The organism is Pseudomonas iranensis, assembly GCF_014268585.2.
GTDB lineage: Bacteria > Pseudomonadota > Gammaproteobacteria > Pseudomonadales > Pseudomonadaceae > Aquipseudomonas > Aquipseudomonas iranensis.
This window is the reverse complement of the sequence record NZ_CP077092.1, coordinates 14218-34996: the sequence shown is the minus strand read 5'-3', so window position 1 is coordinate 34996 and position 20779 is coordinate 14218. Positions and strand designations below refer to the sequence as shown.

The 20779-nt window shown below is 59.6% G+C and carries 22 protein-coding genes and 1 pseudogene; 10 read left to right on the top strand and 13 right to left on the bottom strand.

What is annotated here, in order from left to right; all coding sequences use genetic code 11:
* The first annotated feature begins 75 nt into the window (after window positions 1–75).
* The 3 genes from rph (at window position 76) to gltS (ending at window position 2771) form a co-directional block, all read left to right on the top strand.
* Window positions 76–798, top strand: coding sequence for a ribonuclease PH (gene rph, locus HU724_RS00180; RefSeq protein WP_024014799.1), 723 nt, complete (start codon window positions 76–78; stop codon window positions 796–798).
* A gap of 25 nt (window positions 799–823) precedes the next feature.
* Window positions 824–1192 carry a DUF4870 domain-containing protein gene (locus tag HU724_RS00175; protein ID WP_016772541.1) on the top strand — a complete coding sequence of 123 codons (369 nt, stop codon included), beginning with the start codon at window positions 824–826 and terminating at the stop codon, window positions 1190–1192.
* Between the two features lie 370 nt (window positions 1193–1562).
* Window positions 1563–2771 (top strand): sodium/glutamate symporter, encoded by a 1209-nt coding sequence (gene gltS, locus HU724_RS00170; RefSeq protein WP_186569474.1) that lies wholly within the window; start codon window positions 1563–1565, stop codon window positions 2769–2771.
* A 68-nt stretch (window positions 2772–2839) separates the two neighbouring features.
* Here gltS and crc read toward each other — a convergent pair whose 3' ends face one another.
* On the bottom strand, window positions 2840–3619 hold the full coding sequence (crc, locus tag HU724_RS00165; protein ID WP_016772543.1) for a catabolite repression control protein Crc: 780 nt from the start codon (window positions 3617–3619) through the stop codon (window positions 2840–2842).
* An 82-nt stretch (window positions 3620–3701) separates the two neighbouring features.
* On the opposite strand from crc, the gene pyrE reads away from it, so the two are divergent.
* A complete protein-coding gene (pyrE, locus tag HU724_RS00160; protein WP_076564544.1) occupies window positions 3702–4346 on the top strand; it encodes an orotate phosphoribosyltransferase in 645 nt (214 codons plus the stop codon).
* A gap of 139 nt (window positions 4347–4485) precedes the next feature.
* Here pyrE and HU724_RS27800 read toward each other — a convergent pair whose 3' ends face one another.
* From HU724_RS27800 to coaBC, 8 genes and pseudogenes are all read right to left on the bottom strand, one after another.
* Complete coding sequence (locus HU724_RS27800) at window positions 4486–4629, bottom strand: hypothetical protein (RefSeq protein WP_367617195.1); 144 nt, start codon at window positions 4627–4629, stop codon at window positions 4486–4488.
* Between the two features lie 54 nt (window positions 4630–4683).
* Window positions 4684–4869 carry a hypothetical protein gene (locus tag HU724_RS27795; RefSeq protein WP_367617194.1) on the bottom strand — a complete coding sequence of 62 codons (186 nt, stop codon included), beginning with the start codon at window positions 4867–4869 and terminating at the stop codon, window positions 4684–4686.
* Window positions 4856–5428 carry a hypothetical protein gene (locus tag HU724_RS00150; protein WP_186569473.1) on the bottom strand — a complete coding sequence of 191 codons (573 nt, stop codon included), beginning with the start codon at window positions 5426–5428 and terminating at the stop codon, window positions 4856–4858. Before HU724_RS00150 ends, HU724_RS27795 begins: the two co-directional genes overlap by 14 nt.
* Window positions 5429–5446: 18 nt before the next feature.
* A complete protein-coding gene (locus HU724_RS00145; RefSeq protein ID WP_039757370.1) occupies window positions 5447–5677 on the bottom strand; it encodes a hypothetical protein in 231 nt (76 codons plus the stop codon).
* Window positions 5678–5886: 209 nt separating this feature from the next.
* Complete coding sequence (gene argB / locus HU724_RS00140) at window positions 5887–6792, bottom strand: acetylglutamate kinase (protein WP_016772548.1); 906 nt, start codon at window positions 6790–6792, stop codon at window positions 5887–5889.
* A gap of 17 nt (window positions 6793–6809) precedes the next feature.
* Window positions 6810–8213: pseudogene (locus HU724_RS00135) on the bottom strand (phosphomannomutase/phosphoglucomutase); the annotation flags it as partial.
* Window positions 8214–8452: 239 nt separating this feature from the next.
* Window positions 8453–8908, bottom strand: a complete 456-nt coding sequence (gene dut, locus HU724_RS00130) for a dUTP diphosphatase (protein WP_016772550.1) — start codon at window positions 8906–8908, stop codon at window positions 8453–8455.
* 5 nt (window positions 8909–8913) lie between these two features.
* Window positions 8914–10122, bottom strand: a complete 1209-nt coding sequence (gene coaBC / locus HU724_RS00125; protein ID WP_186569472.1) for a bifunctional phosphopantothenoylcysteine decarboxylase/phosphopantothenate--cysteine ligase CoaBC — start codon at window positions 10120–10122, stop codon at window positions 8914–8916.
* Window positions 10123–10255: 133 nt separating this feature from the next.
* Between coaBC and radC the strand changes: the two genes are divergently transcribed.
* On the top strand, window positions 10256–10930 hold the full coding sequence (radC, locus tag HU724_RS00120) for a RadC family protein (protein ID WP_016772552.1): 675 nt from the start codon (window positions 10256–10258) through the stop codon (window positions 10928–10930).
* A 149-nt stretch (window positions 10931–11079) separates the two neighbouring features.
* Here radC and HU724_RS00115 read toward each other — a convergent pair whose 3' ends face one another.
* Window positions 11080–12666 (bottom strand): ABC transporter substrate-binding protein, encoded by a 1587-nt coding sequence (locus tag HU724_RS00115; protein ID WP_186569471.1) that lies wholly within the window; start codon window positions 12664–12666, stop codon window positions 11080–11082.
* Between the two features lie 446 nt (window positions 12667–13112).
* Here HU724_RS00115 and rpmB point away from each other — a divergent pair, with 446 nt between their 5' ends.
* Both rpmB and rpmG read left to right on the top strand, forming a co-directional pair.
* Window positions 13113–13346, top strand: coding sequence for a 50S ribosomal protein L28 (gene rpmB, locus HU724_RS00110; protein WP_007920377.1), 234 nt, complete (start codon window positions 13113–13115; stop codon window positions 13344–13346).
* Between the two features lie 11 nt (window positions 13347–13357).
* Window positions 13358–13513 (top strand): 50S ribosomal protein L33, encoded by a 156-nt coding sequence (gene rpmG, locus HU724_RS00105; protein ID WP_016772554.1) that lies wholly within the window; start codon window positions 13358–13360, stop codon window positions 13511–13513.
* A gap of 204 nt (window positions 13514–13717) precedes the next feature.
* On the opposite strand, the gene HU724_RS00100 is transcribed toward rpmG, so the two are convergent.
* On the bottom strand, window positions 13718–14080 hold the full coding sequence (locus HU724_RS00100; protein ID WP_016772555.1) for a cupin domain-containing protein: 363 nt from the start codon (window positions 14078–14080) through the stop codon (window positions 13718–13720).
* A 236-nt stretch (window positions 14081–14316) separates the two neighbouring features.
* Here HU724_RS00100 and HU724_RS00095 point away from each other — a divergent pair, with 236 nt between their 5' ends.
* Together HU724_RS00095 and HU724_RS00090 are read left to right on the top strand one after the other, a co-directional pair.
* Window positions 14317–15810, top strand: a complete 1494-nt coding sequence (locus tag HU724_RS00095) for an aldehyde dehydrogenase (RefSeq protein WP_016772556.1) — start codon at window positions 14317–14319, stop codon at window positions 15808–15810.
* A 262-nt stretch (window positions 15811–16072) separates the two neighbouring features.
* A complete protein-coding gene (locus tag HU724_RS00090) occupies window positions 16073–17218 on the top strand; it encodes an MFS transporter (protein WP_186569470.1) in 1146 nt (381 codons plus the stop codon).
* A gap of 33 nt (window positions 17219–17251) precedes the next feature.
* On the opposite strand, the gene HU724_RS00085 is transcribed toward HU724_RS00090, so the two are convergent.
* Window positions 17252–18820, bottom strand: coding sequence for a phospholipase D family protein (locus tag HU724_RS00085; RefSeq protein ID WP_186569469.1), 1569 nt, complete (start codon window positions 18818–18820; stop codon window positions 17252–17254).
* Between the two features lie 61 nt (window positions 18821–18881).
* Complete coding sequence (locus tag HU724_RS00080) at window positions 18882–20303, bottom strand: aminotransferase-like domain-containing protein (RefSeq protein ID WP_186569468.1); 1422 nt, start codon at window positions 20301–20303, stop codon at window positions 18882–18884.
* A 175-nt stretch (window positions 20304–20478) separates the two neighbouring features.
* On the opposite strand from HU724_RS00080, the gene HU724_RS00075 reads away from it, so the two are divergent.
* Window positions 20479–20721 (top strand): DUF1127 domain-containing protein, encoded by a 243-nt coding sequence (locus tag HU724_RS00075; RefSeq protein ID WP_186569467.1) that lies wholly within the window; start codon window positions 20479–20481, stop codon window positions 20719–20721.
* Window positions 20722–20779 lie beyond the last annotated feature (58 nt).

The following is a 20779-nucleotide window of genomic DNA, read 5'->3' as shown; positions in this document are numbered from 1 at the left end:
TTTTAACCAGTGCCCACTCGCGGTGCGGCGCTCTATAATGCTCCGCAGTTTTCCGTCCTCAGTACAGGTATCCCTATGAAACGTCCAAGTGGTCGCGCTGCCGATCAGCTCCGCTCGATCCGCATCACCCGCAACTACACCAAACACGCCGAGGGATCCGTACTGGTCGAATTCGGTGACACCAAAGTCATCTGCACTGTCAGCGTCGAGAACGGCGTGCCGCGCTTCCTCAAAGGCCAGGGCCAGGGCTGGTTGACTGCCGAGTACGGCATGCTGCCGCGCGCCACCGGCGAGCGTAACCAGCGTGAAGCCAGCCGTGGCAAGCAGGGCGGGCGTACTCTGGAAATCCAGCGCCTGATCGGTCGTTCCCTGCGCGCAGCGCTGGACATGTCCAAGCTCGGCGACGTGACCCTGTACGTCGATTGCGACGTGATCCAGGCCGATGGTGGCACTCGCACCGCTTCCATCACCGGCGCCATGGTTGCGCTGGTCGATGCCTTGAAAGTGATCAAGAAGCGCGGCGGCCTGAAAGGCGGTGACCCGCTCAAGCAGATGATCGGTGCGGTCTCGGTCGGCATGTACCAGGGCGAGCCGGTGCTGGATCTGGACTATCTTGAAGATTCCGCTGCTGAAACCGACCTGAACGTGGTGATGACCAGCACCGGCGGCTTCATCGAAGTGCAGGGCACCGCTGAAGGCGCGCCGTTCCAGCCTGACGAGCTCAATGCCATGCTGGAACTGGCCAAGCAGGGCATGAACGAAATCTTCGAATTGCAGAAGGCTGCGCTGGCCGACTGAGGTTTTTGACCACAAGGAGGACGTGATGAGTGATGAGCAAGAGTTGCTGCCCAAACCGAGCCAGGAGGTTCGCCAGTGGGCGATGTTCTGTCACTTGTCCGCCTTGCTGGGGATCTGGATTCCGTTCGGCAATCTGATCGGGCCGCTGATCCTTTGGCAGATGAAGCGCGAGAAGGACCCTTTTATCGATGCACAGGGCAAAGAAGCGCTGAATTTTCAGATCACTGTCGCCATTGCCTCGATGATCTGCTTTCTGCTCATGCTGCTGATCATTGGTTTCTTCCTGTTTGGCTTGCTGGCGATCGCCGCACTGGTCCTGACGATCATTGCAGGGGTCAAAGCCAACGAAGGTTTCCCGTACAGATATCCGTTCACTTGGCGACTGATCAAGTAACAGTCTGTTGTATCGCTATATGGAAATGCCCCGACTTATCGGGGCATTTTTATTTGTGCAACTCAATAATTGGTTTTTGTTGTAGGACTAGTCTGTTGTCGATGTGCGGTTTGGCATTTATTTATTGATATTTCTCCATTACATCTTTGGTCACAACTGATCGAGCAAGTGCTTATTCCCGTTCTTGTTATTGACGCGAGCAGGTTGTTAAAGTTGCCCGATGCAATGTTTCGATTGAAACATTTCGATATGTTCAAGCCATCGATGGCACTTGAATTCCCCAGTAATCAGTGTTGATAAAATCAGCCGGTTCACCCGTCGAGCCCAGGTAAAAGCTCGCCTCGTGAATACTCAGCCAAGAATAATCCACATGATTGAGCTCGATTTCTACGGCACGCTCGTGGCCGCTTCTTTAGTACTACTGCTCGGACGCGGGCTTGTTACGCGTGTCGGCTTTCTGCGAAGTTACAATATCCCTGAACCGGTAGCGGGTGGCCTGGTGGTTGCCGTGCTCCTGTTGATTTTGCGCACTTTCGATACTGAAGTCCGCTTCGATACATCATTGCAAACACCGTTGATGTTGGCGTTCTTTGCCACGATTGGCTTGAGTGCCGACCTTGCCAGTCTGAAAAAGGGCGGGCGCATCGTCGGCATCTTCCTGCTGGCGGTCATTGGCTTGCTGGTGGTGCAGAACGCCATGGGCATCGGATTGGCAACCCTGCTCGGGCTCGACCCTTTGATGGGCTTGCTGACAGGCTCGATCACGCTCGCTGGCGGTCACGGCACTGGCGCTGCATGGGGCGCGGTGTTCAGCGAGAAATATGGCCTGGCTTCGGCTTCGGAGCTGGCGCTGGCCTCAGCGACGTTCGGTCTGGTGCTGGGCGGGTTGATCGGTGGGCCCGTCGCCCGGTTGCTGATCAAGCGCGTGCAAGTGCCGGGCTGCAGTCCCCAGCAAGCGCCGCGACTGCCAAGAGGTTTTGAACAGCCGAACAAGGAACGCTCGATCACGCCGTTTTCGTTCGTCGAGACGCTGGCGCTGATTGCCGTCAGCCTGCTCGTGGGCAATCTTTTGAATGGTTTGCTGCACGGCACTGCATTCGAACTGCCGACGTTTGTTTGCGTGCTGTTTGTGGGTGTGGTGTTGCGCAACAGTCTGTCAGCACTTGGCTTGTATCAGGTGTTCGAGCGTGAAGTTTCCGTGCTCGGAAATGTCAGCCTCTCGTTGTTTCTCGCGATCGCGCTGATGTCGCTGAAATTATGGGATCTGGCGGCGTTGGCATTGCCGATCTTCATCATTCTGGCCGTGCAGGCGCTGGTCATGGCGCTGTTCGCGATTTTCGTAACGTTCCGGGTGATGGGCAGCAACTATGATGCCGCCGTGCTCGCTGCGGGACACTGCGGCTTTGGGCTGGGTGCCACGCCTACGGCCATTGCCAACATGCAAGCGGTGACGCAGCGCTATGGCCCTTCGCAAATCGCGTTTCTGGTCGTGCCGATGGTAGGAGCGTTCTTCATCGATATCGTCAACGTCATCGTGATCAAGCTGTACCTGGCCTTGCCATTCTTCGCTGCCGTCTAGAAAGCACGGCGCATAAAAAATGCCCGCATCTCACGATGCGGGCATTTTCTTTGGCTGCGATAGGACGCTTAGATGGTCAGCGTCCAGTCGTAGTCGACGATCAACGGCGCGTGCTGCGAGAACCGTGGCTGACGCGGCAGGCGTGCACTGCGCACCGAGCGACGCAGGCCCGGGGTCAGGATCTGATAATCGAAACGCCAGCCCAGATTGAGCATCTCGGCCTGTTCGTTATCCGGCCACCAGCTGTACTGGTCGCCTTCGCGGCTGACTTCGCGCAGGGCATCGACATAACCCATGTTGCCGACAATCTCGTCCATCCAGGCGCGTTCCGGCGCCAGGAAGCCCGGGGATTGCTGGCTGTCACGCCAGTTCTTGATGTCGAGCTTCTGCTGCGCAACGTACAGCGAGCCACAATAAATGTACTCGCGACGTTTGCGTCGCTGTTTGTCCAGGTACTTGCCGAAATCGTCCATGAGCTTGAACTTCTGGTTCAAGTCCTCATCGCCGTTCATCCCCGAAGGAAACAGCAAGGTGGCAATACTGACTTTGTCGAAATCTGCTTGCAGGTAGCGCCCGTAGCGGTCGGCCGTCTCGAAACCGAGACCGCTGATGACAGCCTTCGGTTGCAACCGCGAATACAAAGCCACGCCGCCTTGGGCAGGGACTTCAGCATCGCAGGCATAAAGGAAGTAGCCATCCAGTTGGAAGGCTGGGTCATCCAGTTCAAAGGCGGAGGCACGGGTGTCCTGCAGGCAGATGACGTCGGCATTCTGGGCTTGCAGCCAACTGAGCAAACCGCGCTCGACTGCCGCCTGAATACCATTGACGTTCACACTGATGATCCGCATAAATGGCCCCAAAAATCGCGTGCGTGTATGATACACGGCGTCAAGCTAATTAGCTAAATCCGTGGTATTTGGGGTTTTTTTCATGCAAGCGTATCAGCGCGATTTCATTCGTTTTGCCATCGATCGCGGCGTTTTGCGCTTCGGTGAGTTCACCCTGAAGTCCGGGCGCACCAGTCCCTACTTCTTCAACGCCGGCCTGTTCAACTCAGGTTCGGCCCTGGCGCAGCTTGGGCGTTTCTACGCCGCCGCCATCGCCGAGAGCGGCATCTCCTTCGACGTTCTGTTTGGCCCGGCTTATAAGGGCATTCCGCTGGCGGCCACGACCGCCGTTGCGCTGGCCGAACATCACGACCGTGACCTGCCATGGTGCTTCAACCGCAAGGAAGCCAAGGCCCACGGCGAGGGCGGTAGCCTGGTTGGCGCGCCGCTGACCGGCGACGTGCTGATCATCGACGACGTGATCACCGCCGGCACCGCCATTCGTGAAGTGATGCAGATCATCGCTTCCCAGGACGGCGCCAAGGCCGCTGGTGTGCTGATCGCACTGAACCGTCAGGAGCGCGGCAACGGCGAACTGTCGGCGATCCAGGAAGTCGAGCGCGACTTCGGCATCCCGGTGATCAGCATTGTTTCGCTGAATCAGGTGCTGGAATTCCTCGCCGACGATCCGCAGCTCAAGCAGCACCTGCCAGCCGTGGAAGCGTACCGCGCCCAATTTGGCGTTTGACCAATGTGGGAGCGAGCCTGCTCGCGAATGGCCGTCACCTGTCAGCGATGTGAGGCAAATTACGCTTTCGCGAGCAGGCTCGCTCCCACAGCAAAAAGACCCGGTTCATTCAGGCTGAGCCGGGTCTTTTTGTTGGCGATCAACGCAGGCTTCGCCATTTCATCAGCAGTCTCAGCGCCAATGCAGCGTTCACCAGCGCAAAAACCAGCAGCGCTACAACCACCATCACGTACAGCGTGCGATCCACATCGAAATCCCACAGGTCCAGCGTGCTGCGGCGCATGATCCCGACTGCTGCCGGCAAGTTAACGTAAAACAGCGCCACGAAAGCGCACGTCTATGGCAATGCTCGCCAGTAGAAAGCAGCCATCACCTTGTCTCGACTGCGCTTGCGGGCCTGCGAACCTTTTTGAAATTCATCTTCAGCCAACGCTGCATTGAGCGCCGGCCACGCCAGATTGAACATGAACGTGGTCAGGGTCAGCAGCAAGCCACTGACCGCGACGATGTCACTGAACGGCATTCAGACCCAGCGTTGCACAGAGCAATGCGTGGGAATCTTCGCTGATCTCGAATTGCCCGGCGCTGGCCTTGCGTTTGGTGATGGGTTTGAAGGTCGGCTCGTTCTGGGTGATGAGCATGTTCAATTCATCGCGGATCACGTCCGAGCTGATCGCCACCAGAAACACGTTTTGCGCATGCTCGGCGGACTGGATTACGGCGCGCATGCTGTGCTGCAGGATGTCGTCGAGCTGGTTGCGAAAACGCGAAACGGTGTTTTTCAACAGGGTTTTGCTTTGGCTCTGGGTCAGCTGAAAGATCGTCGAGATCTGCGATTCGGTCGGCAGGGTTTGCCCGAAGTAACTCTGAATCAGATACAGCAGGCGATCCTGCTTGGCTTCGTCGGCCCGGCTGGGCATGCCGCCCTCGACCAGCATTTTCAGGTATTCGGTCAGGCTGGCTTTGGCGATGCGCTTCAGCGCATGGGCGATTTCAGCGTCGCCGATGCGCAAGGTCTTTTTCACCGGTTCCTTTTGTTCCTGCTCGAAAGCATCGGCGTCGATCGTGAACGAGATCTGCATGGCTCAGGCGCTCCGGGATTATTTTTTGCTGGCGGCTGGTGTTTCGGATTTCTCCGGGTACGGATCCTGTGGCGCGTCACCTTGGCCGGTGAGGGTTTTCCAGCCGTTCAGGACATGCGCCGATTTGCGAAACTGCGGGCAGGGCGGCATTGAAGTCTTGGCTTGATTGGAATAACGATGGCCGCAGTCCACGCATTCGTAGGTGCCTGCTGAAACATCGCTGCCGTAGGGAACGTAATCTTTCTGCATGAGTGAATCTCCGTTGGATGAGGGGAAGATCCTATGGAGATTTATTCTGAAGGGATGTCGGACGTTTCGCTGTGTGGAGTCAGGCTTTTCCTGCGCGCACAAAAAAGATCGCAGCCTTCGTCAGTTCCTACAAAAGCGGATTCTCGCGTGTGCGAAATCCCTGTAGGAGCTGTTGAAGGCTGCGATCTTTTGCTTTCAGCTATTAGCGATCAAGGACGCTTGCGATTGCTGATCAGCGTGCCCACACCGGTATCAGTGAAGATTTCCAGCAGGATCGCATTCGGCACACGACCGTCGATGATCAATGAACTGCCAACCCCACCCTGAACCGCCTCCAGTGCGCAGCGGATCTTCGGCAGCATGCCGCCGTAGATCGTGCCGTCAGCAATCAGGTCGTCGACCTGCTGCGTGCTAAGGCCGGTCAGCACGGTGCCCGACTTGTCCATCAGGCCGGCAATGTTGGTCAGCAGCATCAGCTTTTCAGCTTTCAGTGCTTCGGCAACCTTGCCCGCCACCAGGTCGGCGTTGATGTTGTACGACTCACCGTTCTCACCGACGCCAATCGGTGCGATGACCGGGATGAAGTTGCCTTTGACCAGCAGGTTCAGCAGCTCGGTATTGATGCCGACGACTTCGCCAACGTGGCCGATGTCGATGATTTCCGGCTGGGTCATCTCCGGGGTCTGACGGGAGACGGTGAGCTTCTTCGCCCGGATCAGCCCGGCATCTTTACCGGTCAGGCCGATGGCGCTGCCGCCATGGCGGTTGATCAGGTTGACGATGCTTTTGTTGACCTGACCGCCAAGGACCATTTCCACCACGTCCATGGTCGCCGCGTCGGTGACGCGCATGCCGTCGACGAAATGGCTTTCGATCGACAGGCGCTTGAGCAGATCACCTATCTGCGGGCCGCCACCGTGCACGACCACCGGATTGATGCCCACGGCTTTCATCAGCACGATGTCGCGGGCGAAGCCGGTTTTTAGCTCCTCGCTTTCCATCGCGTTGCCGCCGTATTTGATCACCAGGGTTTTGCCGACATAGCGTCGGATGTAAGGCAGCGCTTCGGACAGGACCTTGGCAGTGTTGGCGGCGGCTTCGCGTTCGAGGGTCATTCAGGGCTCCGGGTGGATCAGAACGGTAGTTGGAGATCAGGTGCAACGCGTTTCAGTTGGGCGTGGAACACATCCTTGATGCGCTGCAATTCAGCCTCGTCATCGGCCTCGAAGCGCAGCACCAGCACCGGTGTGGTGTTGGACGCGCGCACCAGGCCCCAGCCTTTGGCGTAATCGACCCGCACGCCGTCGATGGTGGTCAGGTCGGCGCCTTCGCCCCACTGAGCATCGTGCAGTGCATCAATGATGCTGAATTTGCTCTCTTCGGTCACATGGATATTGATTTCCGGCGTGGAAATATCGTTCGGGAAGGTCGCAAACAGCTCTTCCGCAGTGGATTTTTCCTTGCTGAGGATCTCCAGCAGACGTGCGGCGCTGTAGATGCCGTCGTCGAAACCGAACCAGCGCTCCTTGAAGAAGATGTGCCCGCTCATTTCGCCGGCCAACAGCGCGCCGGATTGCTTCATTTTCTTTTTGATCAACGAGTGACCGGTCTTCCACATTAGCGGCCGACCGCCGTATTCCTTGATCAGCGGCACCAAACGGCGAGTGCATTTAACGTCGAAGATGATTTCCGCGTCCGGGTTACGCGCCACTACGTCGCGAGCGAACAGCATCAGCAGACGGTCCGGGTAGACGATGCTGCCGGTGTTGGTCACCACGCCGACGCGGTCGCCGTCGCCGTCGAAGGCCAGGCCGATATCGGCGTTGGTTTCCTTGACCTTGGCGATCAGGTCGACAAGGTTTTCCGGTTTGCCCGGGTCCGGGTGATGGTTAGGGAAATTGCCGTCGACTTCGCAGAACAGCGGGATGACTTCGCAGTTCAGCGCTTCGATCAGTTGCGGGGCGATCACGCCGGCCGCGCCGTTGCCGCAGTCGACCACGACTTTCAGGCGGCGGGCCAGTTTGATGTCCTGGACGATTTCGGTGTTGTAGCGGTCGAGGATTTCGACTTGGGTGACGCTGCCCTGGCCGCTGCTCAGGTCATTGTTCTTGATGCGCTCGTGGAGCACCTGAATCTGCTCGTTGGCGAGGGTGTCGCCGGCGATGACGATTTTGAAACCGTTGTAGTTCGACGGGTTGTGGCTACCGGTGAGCATTACCCCGGACTTGCCGGCGAGCACGTTGGCCGCGTAGTACAGCGCTGGCGTTGGCACCAGGCCGACATCGCTGACGTGGCAACCGCTCTCGGCGATGCCGCGAATGAGTTCCGCGACCAGCTCCGGGCCGGACAGGCGGCCGTCGCGACCGACCGACACATTCGGTTCGCCCTGGGCCAGGCTCTGCGAGCCGATGGCACGGCCGATCCAGTAAGCGGTTTCACCATTGAGGTATTCCGGCACGGTGCCACGAATGTCGTAGGCGCGGAAAATACTGTCAGGCAGCTTCGGGGCGATTTTGGCGGGGGTGCTCATCTGTGGGCATGCTCCATCTCGAAAAGGGCGGGACAGACCGGCGAATGATTCGACGGCAGGCTCAAACTGAAGGGTATGACGGCGTTTTCCACAGAGAGTTCGTGCTATGAAAGGGCCATGACGCCTCGGCTGGCGTGGCTTTCGGCCGGCAAAACCTTGAATTACGGTGTTAAAACCTGTTGCCGATGTAGCGCATTTTTTGTGGTGAGGGGATAAGCCCCCTCACCACAATAATTTCTATCCGGTTATTTGGTGCCGGTATGGCCAAAGCCACCGGTACCGCGCTCGGTCTCGACAAACTCTTCAACCATTTCGAAATGCGCCTGCACCACCGGCACCAGCACCAATTGCGCCAGACGTTCGCCGACGGTCATGGTGAAGTCGCTCTGGCCGCGGTTCCAGCAGGAGACCATCAGCGGGCCCTGGTAGTCGGAGTCGATCAGGCCGACCAGATTGCCCAGCACGATGCCATGTTTGTGGCCCATGCCCGAGCGCGGCAGGATCAGCGCGGCGAGATTCGGGTCGCCGATATAGACCGACAGACCGGTGGGAATCAGCACGGTTTCACCCGGTTTGATCACGATGTCCTGTTCCAGCATGGCGCGCAGGTCGAGGCCGGCGGAGCCCGGAGTGGCATATTGCGGCAGCGGGAATTCGGTGCCGATGCGTGGATCGAGGATCTTGGCTTGCAAAGCGTGCATGTAAATTAAACCTGGTTCAGACGTTCGGCGATAAAAGTGACCAGTTGGCGAGCGATCTTGCTCTTGCTGGTCTGGGCGAAAACCGTGGCGTGCAGCTCACGGTCGATGACGCTGCAGGCGTTTTCTTCGCTGTTGAAACCGATGCTCGGGTTGGCGACGTCGTTGGCGACGATCAGATCGAGATTCTTGTCCTTCAGCTTGCGTGCAGCGTAGTCGAGCAGGTGTTCGGTTTCGGCAGCGAAGCCGACACTGAACGGACGGTCGGGACGGGTCGCGATGGTGGCAAGGATGTCCGGGTTGCGCACCATTTGCAGGACGAAGCCGTCACCGCTCGTAGGATCTTTCTTGAGTTTATGCGGAGCTACTACTTCCGGGCGGTAGTCCGCCACCGCTGCCGACGAGATGAACACGTCGCAAGGCATGGTCGATTCGCAGGCGGCGAGCATGTCGCGGGCGCTGACCACATCGATCCGCGTCACGCGATCAGGCGTCGGCAGGTGCACCGGGCCGCTGATCAAAGTGACTCGGGCGCCGGCTTCCACGGCTGCTTCGGCGAGGGCAAAGCCCATTTTTCCCGAGCTGTGGTTGGTGATGTAGCGCACCGGGTCGATGTTTTCCTGAGTCGGACCGGCGGTGATCACCACATGCTTGCCGGTCAATGCCTGGCGCTGGAAGCAATCGGCGGCGAGCAGTGCCAGATCGGTGGCTTCCATCATGCGGCCCATGCCGACGTCGCCGCAGGCCTGGCTGCCCGAGGCCGGGCCGAAAGTCTTCAGGCCACGGCTCTCCAACAGTTGCAGGTTGGCCTGGGTCGCCGGGTCGCGCCACATCGCCTGATTCATTGCTGGCGCGACAGCAACCACAGCGTCGGTGGCCAACACCAGCGTGGTCAGCAGATCGTTGGCAATGCCTTGGGCCAGGCGGGCGATCAGGTCGGCGGTGGCCGGGGCGATCAGCACCAGATCGGCCCATTTCGCCAGCTCGATATGGCCCATGGCGGCTTCGGCGGCAGGGTCGAGCAAGTCGAGGTGAACCGGGTGGCCCGACAGGGCCTGCATGGTCAGCGGGGTGATGAATTCGGCGCCGCCATGGGTCATGACCACGCGCACTTCGGCACCCTGGTCGATCAGGCGGCGAACCAGATCGGCGCTCTTGTAGGCCGCAATGCCGCCGCCGACGCCCAGAACGATGCGTTTCCGATACAGCCGCTGCATAGGTCTGCCTTTCATTTCGTTGATGACGGCGGTGCGATGCCCCTCCCCAGGGTTGAATCGACCGCCAAAAAGATGGGCTACGATATCACAGCGACCGCTACGGAACAGCGGCGCCCACAGACAAGGAGGTGCTATGAGTATTCGCGATTGGCCGGCGGCGGAACGGCCGCGGGAAAGGCTGTTGGAACACGGCGCAGGGAGTCTTTCGGACGCTGAGCTGTTGGCGATTTTTCTGCGCACCGGATTGCCCGGAAAAAGCGCAGTCGACCTTGCCAGACATCTGCTGACGCAATTCGGTGGCCTGCGTTTGCTGCTCGAGGCCGATCAGGACGCATTCAGCAAACAAATGGGCCTCGGCCCGGCCAAATTCGCCCAGCTGCAAGCCGCGCAGGAAATGAGCAAGCGCCATCTGGCCGAGCGCTCACGACAGAAGCCGGCACTGGAGAACCCACAGGTCGTCCGCGATTACCTCAAGGCGATGCTGCGGCACGAGCCGCACGAGGTGTTCGGCTGCCTGTTTCTCGATTCAAAGCATCAGGTGCTGAATTTCGAGGCGCTGTTTCGCGGCTCTATCGACAATACCAGCGTGCACCCTAGGGAGGTGGTGAAGCGCGCGCTGGCCAATAACGCCGCAGCGGTGATCCTCTGTCACAACCACCCGTCCGGCAACACCGATCCGAGTCAGGCCGATCGGCTGCTGACCAAGCGCCTGCAGAAAGCGCTGGAGCTGATTGACGTGCGAGTGCTTGATCACTTCATCGTCGGAGACGGCGAACCGCTGTCGATGGCGGAGTGTGGCTGGATGTAGTTCTCGGTGCCAATTCCGGACCTTGTGGGAGCGAGCCTGCTCGCGAAGGCGTTGTATCAGTCAGCATCATTGTTTGCTGACAGACCGGCTTCGCGAGCAGGCTCGCTCCCACAGGTTTGATGCCATCCACAGGTTTTGTGCAGGGCAGGTTATTTGAGGTTGACCCTGGAATAGTCTTGCCGACCGAACGGGCTCACCGAATAGCCGTTGATGTCCTTGCGCGTCAGCGCATACGCCGTCGGGTGCGCCAATGGCAGCCACAACGCCTGCTGCTGGATCTGCGCCTGTGCCTGTTCATACAGCTTGGTGCGCACGCCCTGCTCGCTGGTGGTCTTGCCGGCGCTGATCAGCTTGTCCAGATCGGCGTTGCAGTACCGCGCGAAGTTGGTCCCGGACTTCACTGCTGCGCAGGAAAACTGCGGAGTGAGGAAGTTGTCTGGGTCGCCGTTGTCACCGGCCCAGCCCATGAACAGCAGGTCGTGTTCGCCGGCCTTGGCGCGGCGAATCAGTTCGCCCCACTCGATCACGCGGATCTCCGCCTGGATGCCGATCTCGGCCAGATCCGACTGCAACATCTGCGCGCCGAGACTTGGGTTCGGGTTGAGCAGGCTGCCTGATGGACGCGTCCAGATTGTGGTCTGGAAGCCATCCTTCAAGCCGGCCTTGGCCAGCAGCGCCTTGGCCTTGGCCACGTCGTGCGGATAGCCCGGCAGGTTCTTGGCATAGCTCCAAGTGTTCGGCGGGTACGGGCCGTTGGCCGCTTCGGCGGTGTCCTCGAACACGGCTTTGATGTAGTTGGCCTTGTCGAAAGCGAGGTTGATCGCCTGGCGCACTTCCGGTTTGTCCAGTGGCGGATGCTGGCTGTTGATGCCCACGAAAGCGGTCATGAACGCGTCAGTCTTTTCGACTTTCAGCGACGGTTCCTTCAGCGCAGCCTGTACGTCCAATGGTTTTGGCGACAGGACAATCTGGCATTCATTGCGCCGCAGCTTTTGCAGGCGCACGTTGGCGTCCGGCGTGATGGCGAAAATCAACGGGTCGACGGCAGGCTTGCCACGGAAATAGTCCGGATTGGCCTTGTAGCGAATCGCCGCGTCTTTCTGGAAGCGATTGAACACGAACGGGCCGGTGCCGATCGGCTGGCTGTTGAGTTTGTCGGTGGCGCCGGCCTTCATCAGTTTGTCGGCATATTCGGCGGAGTAGATCGAGGCGAAGCCCATGCTCAGGGTCGCGAGGAAGGTCGAATCCGGATGGTCGAGGGTAAAGCGCACGGTCAGCGGGTCGAGGGCGTCGATCTTCTTGATCAGGCTCGGCAGTTGCATCGACTGCGCATGGGGGAAGCCGCTCTGGGCGACTTTGTGCCACGGGTTGGCCGGGTCAAGCATGCGGTCGAAGCTGAATTTGACGTCCTCGGCACTCAGCTCGCGGCTCGGCTTGAAGTAGTCGGTTGTGTGAAATTTCACCTGCGGGTGCAGTTTGAACACATAGGTGAGGCCGTCGGTGCTGACTTCCCAGCTGTCGGCGAGGCTCGGGATGACCTTGCCACTGGCGGTGTCGAAATCCACCAAGCGGTTCATCAGTACGTCAGCCGAAGCATTGGTGGTGGTCAGCGAGTTGTACTGCACCACGTCGAACCCTTCGGGGCTGGCCTCGGTACACACGCTCAACGCGGCGGCCTGGGCGAGGGGGCTCAGCAACAGCGGAGCGAGTAACAGGGGTAAGGCAGCGAGGCGCATGGTCGGTTTCCTTTACAGATCGAAGGCCCATCTGCAAGTGCAGTCTGGAAAAGTCCTACCCTAGAGCTCTGAATTGCAAATGACTATCCCCTTTTTGCATTTTCAGGCGCACTCTTGCGCGGTTTCGAGCGTAGGCAGCCAGATGAAAAGTCTGAATCGGCTGTAGGGCGGGATTTCTGCGACGAGTGGTCAAAACTGGCCGCAGCCTTTGTCCAAGGCGTCTGCGGCGGAAAAAATCGCCCTTTTGCCGATTGATTGCACACCGATTGTTGTTGCACCCCGGTCTTTCTGGTATAAAGCAGCGCTCTTTTCTAGGGGCCCGGTTCCTTCACTGTAGGTGTAGCCGGTAAGACCTCTAAAGAAACGCGGCGCCTGGCGCCAAATGACTGAGAGATTAAGCGGCCAACCCATGCCGGGTTGGGCATGTGGTTTTAGAGGGCTGAGGCATGTCGAGAGTATGTCAAGTTACCGGTAAGGGTCCGGTGACTGGGAATAACATTTCCCACGCAAACAACAAAACCCGTCGTCGTTTCCTGCCGAACCTGCAGCATCACCGCTTCTGGGTTGAAGAAGAGAAACGTTTTGTGCGTCTGCGCGTATCTGCCAAAGGCATGCGTATCATCGACAAGCGTGGCATCACTGTCGTGCTCGCCGAACTTCGCCGCGATGGCAAGATTTAAGGGAGCTAATCATGCGTGAATTGATTCGTTTGATTTCGAGCGCCGGTACTGGTCACTTCTACACTACCGACAAGAACAAGCGTACTACCCCGGACAAAATCGAGATCAAGAAATATGATCCGGTTGTTCGCAAGCACGTGATGTACAAGGAAGGCAAAATCAAGTAATTGATTTTCCTGACTGCGAAAAAGGCCCGTATCGTGAGATACGGGCCTTTTTTGTTTGCCTTGGATTCTGCGGTGACCGGTTGGGCCTTATCGCTGGCAAGCCAGCTCCCACATTGATTTCCGGTCTTCACAGAACCTGTGTCATGCACAGAACCTGTGGGAGCTGGCTTGCCAGCGATAAGGGCCGATCAGCCAGCAAACATCTCAAGCCTTCTGTTCAAAGATCACATAAACCTTGCGGCAAGCCTCCAGCACTTCCCAGGTCCCGCGAAACCCCGCCGGAATCACGAAGCGATCGCCAACGCGCAAAGTCTTGGCATTGCCATCGCTGTCACGCAATACCGAAACCCCCTGCAGAATCTCGCAGTACTCATGCTCGGTGTAATTCACCGTCCACTGACCCACCGCGCCTTCCCACACGCCCACGCCCATTTGCCCACAAGGGCTGTCGTATTGATGAAACACCGCCTGCTCAGGGTCACCCTTGAGCACCTTCGCCGGGTCCGGGCGATAGCGCTCGGCTTCGCTGCTGGCGAGGCTGATGTCGACGACGTTCTGGATGTTCATTGTTGTTTTCTCCGCTAGTGACGGCGCATTGGCTGGAATGGGCCAAAGTCTATGTTTATTAAAATGAACACCGCAAGGCCGTATGGCCAGCTTATGTCAAATATATTGAAACAAACCCGGTCGCTGGTTTAGGGTGGCGGGTGCCTCGGGCCGAAAGTGCAGGCTGGCCGGGCAGAATTCTTGAACAGCGCCGCAGCGCTTGCGGTGCTCGTATTCAATAAGAGGAGGACACCCGAATGACCACCCTGACTCGTGCCGACTGGGAACAACGCGCCCGCGATCTGAAAATCGAAGGCCGCGCCTTCCTGAATGGCGAATACACCGACGCCGTCTCCGGCGAAACCTTCGAATGCATCAGCCCGGTCGATGGCCGTCTGCTCGGCAAGATCGCCAGCTGTGACGCCGCCGACGCCGACCGTGCCGTGGAAAACGCCCGCGCCACTTTCAATTCCGGCGTCTGGTCGCGCCTGGCGCCGACCAAGCGCAAAGCCACCATGATCCGCTTCGCGAGCCTGTTGAAACAGCACGCCGAAGAACTGGCGCTGCTGGAAACCCTCGACATGGGCAAGCCGATCAGCGATTCGCTGTACATCGACGTACCGGGTGCGGCGCAGGCGTTGAGCTGGAGCGGCGAAGCGATCGACAAGATCTACGACGAAGTCGCGGCGACTCCACATGATCAACTGGGGCTGGTGACTCGCGAGCCGGTGGGCGTGGTCGGCGCTATCGTGCCGTGGAACTTCCCGCTGATGATGGCCTGCTGGAAACTCGGCCCGGCGCTGTCGACCGGTAACTCGGTGATCCTCAAGCCGTCGGAAAAGTCGCCGCTGACCGCCATCCGTATCGCTGCGCTGGCCATTGAAGCCGGGATTCCGAAAGGCGTGCTCAACGTGCTGCCGGGCTATGGCCACACCGTCGGCAAGGCGCTGGGTCTGCACAATGACGTCGACACGCTGGTGTTCACCGGTTCGACCAAGATTGCCAAGCAACTGATGGTCTATGCCGGCGAATCGAACATGAAACGCGTCTGGCTGGAAGCCGGCGGCAAGAGCCCGAACATCGTCTTCGCCGATGCGCCGGATCTGCAGGCCGCCGCTGAATCCGCCGCCAGCGCCATCGCCTTCAACCAGGGCGAAGTGTGCACCGCCGGTTCGCGTCTGCTGGTCGAGCGTTCGATCAAGGACAAATTCCTGCCAATGGTGATCGAGGCGCTGAAAGCCTGGAAGCCGGGCAATCCGCTGGACCCGGCGACCAACGTCGGTGCGCTGGTCGATACCCAGCAGATGAACACCGTGCTGTCGTACATCGAATCCGGCCATAGCGATGGCGCCAAACTGGTCGCCGGCGGCAAGCGCATCCTCCAGGAGACCGGCGGCACTTACGTTGAGCCAACCATTTTCGATGGTGTGAGCAATGCGATGAAGATTGCCCAGGAAGAGATTTTCGGCCCGGTGTTGTCGGTGATCGCTTTCGACAGTGCCGAAGAAGCCATCCAGATCGCCAACGACACGCCATATGGTCTGGCCGCAGCGGTGTGGACCCAGGACATCTCCAAGGCGCACCTGACCGCCAAGGCCTTGCGCGCCGGTAGCGTGTGGGTCAACCAGTACGATGGCGGCGACATGACCGCGCCGTTCGGTGGCTTCAAACAGTCGGGCAACGGTCGCGACAAATCGCTGCATGCCTTCGACAAGTACACCGAGCTGAAGGCGACGTGGATCAAGCTGTAAGCCGCTGACGGGAGCCCGCTACTCCGGGCTTCCTGACCAAACAGAGATCCCCTGTGGGAGCGAGCCTCTGTGGAGAGGGGATTTATCCCCGTTCGGCTGCGAAGCAGTCGCTAAACCATTGCACGCGGTGTACCTGGTACATCGTGGTTGCAGGTTTTGGGGCCGCTGCGCGACCCAACGGGGATAAATCCCCTCGCCACAGGGGGCTCGCTCCCACAGTGATTTTGTGGTGCATATAAAAATATCCACAGGAGCGTGGAACATGCGGTGGGCGACGTATTTCGCCGTGTTGGCGTCTGTCTTGAGTGTCGGCCTGGCCCTGGGGGTCAGCATGCCGCTGGTGTCGTTGCGCCTGGAGGGCTGGGGGTACGGCTCGTTCGCCATCGGTGTGATGGCAGCCATGCCGGCAATCGGCGTGCTGCTGGGGGCGAAGATTTCCAGCCATCTCGCCGCGTATTTCGGCACGGCGAACCTGATGCGTCTGTGCCTGTGGGCCGGGGCATTGTCGATCGGCCTGCTGGCGCTGCTGCCGAGTTATCCGATCTGGTTGCTGCTGCGCCTGCTGATCGGGGTGATCCTGACCATCGTGTTCATCCTCGGCGAGAGCTGGATCAATCAATTGGTGGTCGAGCAGTGGCGCGGGCGCTTGGTGGCGCTGTATGGCAGCAGCTATGCGCTGAGCCAACTGTCTGGTCCGTTGCTGCTGGGGGCGCTCGGTACCGAGCATGATTACGGTTTCTGGGTCGGGGTCGGCCTGCTCACGCTCTCGCCCTTTCTGCTGCTGGGGCGCAGCGGTGCGCCGAGCAGTGAAGCCAACAGCGTGACCTTTGGTGATCTGTGGGGCTTCGCCCGCGAGTTGCCGGCGATTGCCTGGGCGGTGTCATTGTTCGCCGCGTTCGAGGCGATGATTCTGACGCTGCTGCCGGTGTACTGCCTGCAACAGGGGTTCACCGCCGAAATCGCGCTGGCCATGGTCAGCACCGTGGTGGTCGGCGATGCGCTGCTGCAATTACCGATCGGCGCGTTGGCCGATTACCTGTCGCGGCGCACGCTGTTCGCCGGGTGCGCGGTGGCGTTGATGCTGTCGAGTCTGGCCATTCCAATGTTGCTCGACACGCTGCTGATCTGGCCGTTGTGGGTGCTGTTCGGCGCCAGTGCCGGCGGCTTGTTTACCTTGTCACTGATCCTGATTGGCGAGCGCTACCGTGACGATGCGCTGGTGCGCGCCAATGCGCATATTGCCCAGTTGTGGGGTGTCGGTTGTCTGGTCGGGCCGTTGGCGGCGGGTGCGGGCAGTCAGTGGATCAATGGGCATGCGTTGCCACTGCTGATGGCGGCGGGGGCGTTTGGCCTGGTGCTTTTGTTGTTGCGCCAAGGCGCCTTTGGCACAACAGCAGAAGCAGCCTGAGCGCATCCCACAAGGGATCATCAACAGACGGACTTACAACATCCGCTCCAGGCCAACGCTGGTGCTGAACCATGAGTTGAAGCGCCGCCACCAGCTCCCCGGTTCCTTGGTCAGGGTATGCATCTGGCCGTTGTCTTCGGTGACCCAGACAACCTTGCCGTCCTCGAGTTTCGCCTGATAACTCAAGGTCGGCGCCATGCCTTGCAACGCTAGTGCGCGGACGTGCTCGGCCAGTTCCGGGCTGTCGACGAGCACGCCGACTTCGGTGTTCCACAGCACCGAGCGCGGGTCGAAATTGAACGAGCCGATAAACGATTTGCGTCGATCAAAGATCATCGCCTTGCTGTGCAGGCTGGAATCCGAGCCGCGAAACGACTTGCTGTAGAACACCCGCGGCCCGCTGCCGTAGTTATCCCCAGGCTGGCGGCGCAGTTCATAGAGTTTCACCCCGTGTTCAAGCAACGCCTTGCGATAGGGCGCGTAACCGCCATGCACCGCCGGCACGTCAGTGGCCTCCAGTGAATTGGTCAGCAGGCTCACGGAGACTCCGGCATCGGCGCGCCCGGTCAGGTAGACCAGCCCCGGCTGGCCGGGCACAAAGTAGGCGGAAATCATGATCAGCTCTTTGCTGACGCCGGTCAGCTCCGGTGCCAGTTGCGTGGTCAGCAGCAGATGCGGATCAGGTTCGCCCTTGGACAGGACCTTGCTCGGCGCATCCCACAACGCCTGGTTCCAGGCCCAGATCAGCTCCTTGCGCCAGATGTCCATGCGCGGGTCGGTGGTGAACTTCATCAACTGTTGATACAGCGCATGGTTCTGCTTGCGGGTTTCTTCCAGCGATTCTTCCAGGCGCGTGCGCGTGTTTTGCAGGTCGGCGGCGGTCGGTTGGCTGGAGAGAAATTCGTCGATCGGCTTGCTCAGCGCGCTGTTCCAGTACTGGTCGAAACTGTGTCCGAGCTGTTCGGCCACCGGGCCGATGCTGAGCATGTCGATGTCGGTGAAATTCAGGTTGGGTTCGGCGTCGAAATATTCATCGCCCAGATTGCGCCCGCCGACGATGGCTGCGCTGTTGTCCGCCAGCCACAGTTTGTTGTGCATGCGCCGGTGCTGCACGGACAGGTTGAACAGTCGCCCGGCCGCGCGCGTTACGCCGTTGCTGCGACCCAGGTGCAACGGATTGAACAAACGAATCTGGATCTGCGGATGCGCCGCCAGCGTCGCGATGATCTGGTCGAGGCCGTCGCTGGTGGTGTCGTCGAGCAGGATGCGCACGCGCACGCCACGGTCGGCCGCCTTGAGCACTTCCTCCACCAGCATTCGCGTGCTGATGCCGTCATGGACGATGTAGTACTGCAAATCGAGGCTGACTTGGGCATGACGAATCAGCTCGGCGCGGGCGGTAAACGCCTCGCCACTGTCGGAGAGCAGACGAAACCCCGATTGCCCTTTGTAGGGCGCGGCCTGAGCCTGAATCGAACGGCCGAAGCTGGATTCCGACGCCGGCAAGGCCTGGCTTGGTTCGCGCGGCACATCGAGGCTGGCGCAGCCGCTGAGGAACGAGGCGAGTATCAGTAAAGCGAGTAAGGGCTGTCTGAAGCTCACGTAGGGTCGTTCCGGTTGGCGGCTGAGGTCGGCAATTTGGACGCCGGGCGCGCAAAAAAGGTCAGTCGGTTTCGGCGAGTAATTTGATTGCCGCAGCGCCGACCTTGCGCACCGCTTCTTCGATCTGCGCTGTTGGTTTGGCAGCGTAGTTCATCCGCAGACAATTGCGGTACTTGCCCGAGGCGGAAAAGATGCTGCCGACAGCAATCTGTACGCCCTGATCGTGTAGCGCGCGATTCAGTTTCAGCGTGTCGAAACCTTCCGGCAGTTCCACCCAGAGCATGAAGCTGCCCTGCGGGCGACTGGCGCGGGTGCCGGCCGGGAAATAGCGCGTCACCCAGTCGATCATCGCGTCACGATTGCGTTGGTACTGCATGCGCATACGCCGCAAGTGCGGCTCGAAATGGCCGGCCTTGATGAATTCGGCGATGGCGATTTGCGGTTGCGGCGCGGTGGATCCCGTGCTGATGTATTTCATGTGCAACACCCGCTCGAGATATCGGCCTGGTGCCACCCAGCCGATGCGCAGCCCCGGCGCCAGGGTCTTGGAGAACGAGCTGCAGAGCAACACGCGGCCGTCTTCATCGAAGGACTTGATCGTGCGCGGGCGCGGGTAGGTATAGGCCAGTTCGCCGTACACATCGTCTTCGATGATCGCCACGTCGAAACGCTGGGCCAGGGTCAGCAACGCGCGTTTGCGCGACTCGGGCATGACGTAGCCGAGCGGGTTATTGCAGTTTGGGGTGAGCTGAATGGCCTTGATCGGCCACTGTTCCAGCGCCAGTTCAAGGGCGTCGAGGCTGATCCCGGTGAGCGGGTCGGTGGGAATCTCCAGGGCTTTCATGCCCAGGCCTTTGAGGGTCTGCATGGCGCCGTGGAAACTTGGCGAGTCCACCGCGACGATGTCGCCCGGCTCGCAGATCGCGTGGATGCTGGCGGACAGCGCTTCGTGGCAGCCAGTGGTGATCACCAGATCGCTGGCGCTCAACTGGCAGCCGGAATCGAGCATCAGCCGTGCGATCTGTTCGCGCAGTTCGAGGTTGCCGTGGATGTTGTCGTAATACAGACCAGGCATGTCCTGCCGGCGACTGATACGCGCCAGCCCGCGCAGCAGCGGCTTCATGGTTGGCGAGCCGACATCGGGCATGCCACGGCCCAATTGCACGACGTCCTTGCGCGGTACCGCGCGAATGAGTTCCAGCACCTGATCCCATTGCGAAATCTCTACCGGCCGTTGCGCGGGGCGGCCTACTGCGGGCAGCTCCGGCAACTCGCGGCCGACTGGGACAAAGTAGCCAGACTTGGGTTTCGGCGTGGCGAGGCCGCTGTCTTCGAGCACGCGATAGGCTTGCTGCACCGTGCTCAGGCTGACTCCGTGCTCGACGCTCAAGGCGCGCACCGACGGCAAGCGATCGCCAGGACGATAGAAGCCTTGTTCGATGCGGGTGCCGAGCAATTCGGCGAGATTTACATACAGAGTCATGGAAGCCTCGGTGCGTCTTGGTGGAAACCAGTACAGATGCGACAAAAATCAGTCATTCAGTCGACGAATCGGCAAATCTGTATGGAGTTAATACAGGTTCTTTGAGTCTGTAATGGTTTTGCTCGCCCGCGCATCATGGAATCTCTGGCTACCCAAGTAAACAGGAGCAACGAAAATGAACGGCTTGAGCGATGTGCGGCTGACGTTACACAGTCAGGAACTGGCGGCAGGGCAGAAGGACAGCGCGCGCAATCTGCTGCGTAACGCGCCGTCCGGCCTCAGTCGCTGGGGTCTGTTCTGGCATCGTCTGCACACGCGCAAGGCGTTGCTCGGACTGACAGCGGAGCAACTCAGGGATGTCGGGCTGACGCGAGAGCAGGCAAGGGAGGAGGGGTTGAAGCCGTTTTGGCGGATCTGAGATCTGTATTGTTCTTGCGGGCCTCATCGCTGGCAAGCCAGCTCCCACAGGTTTTCGA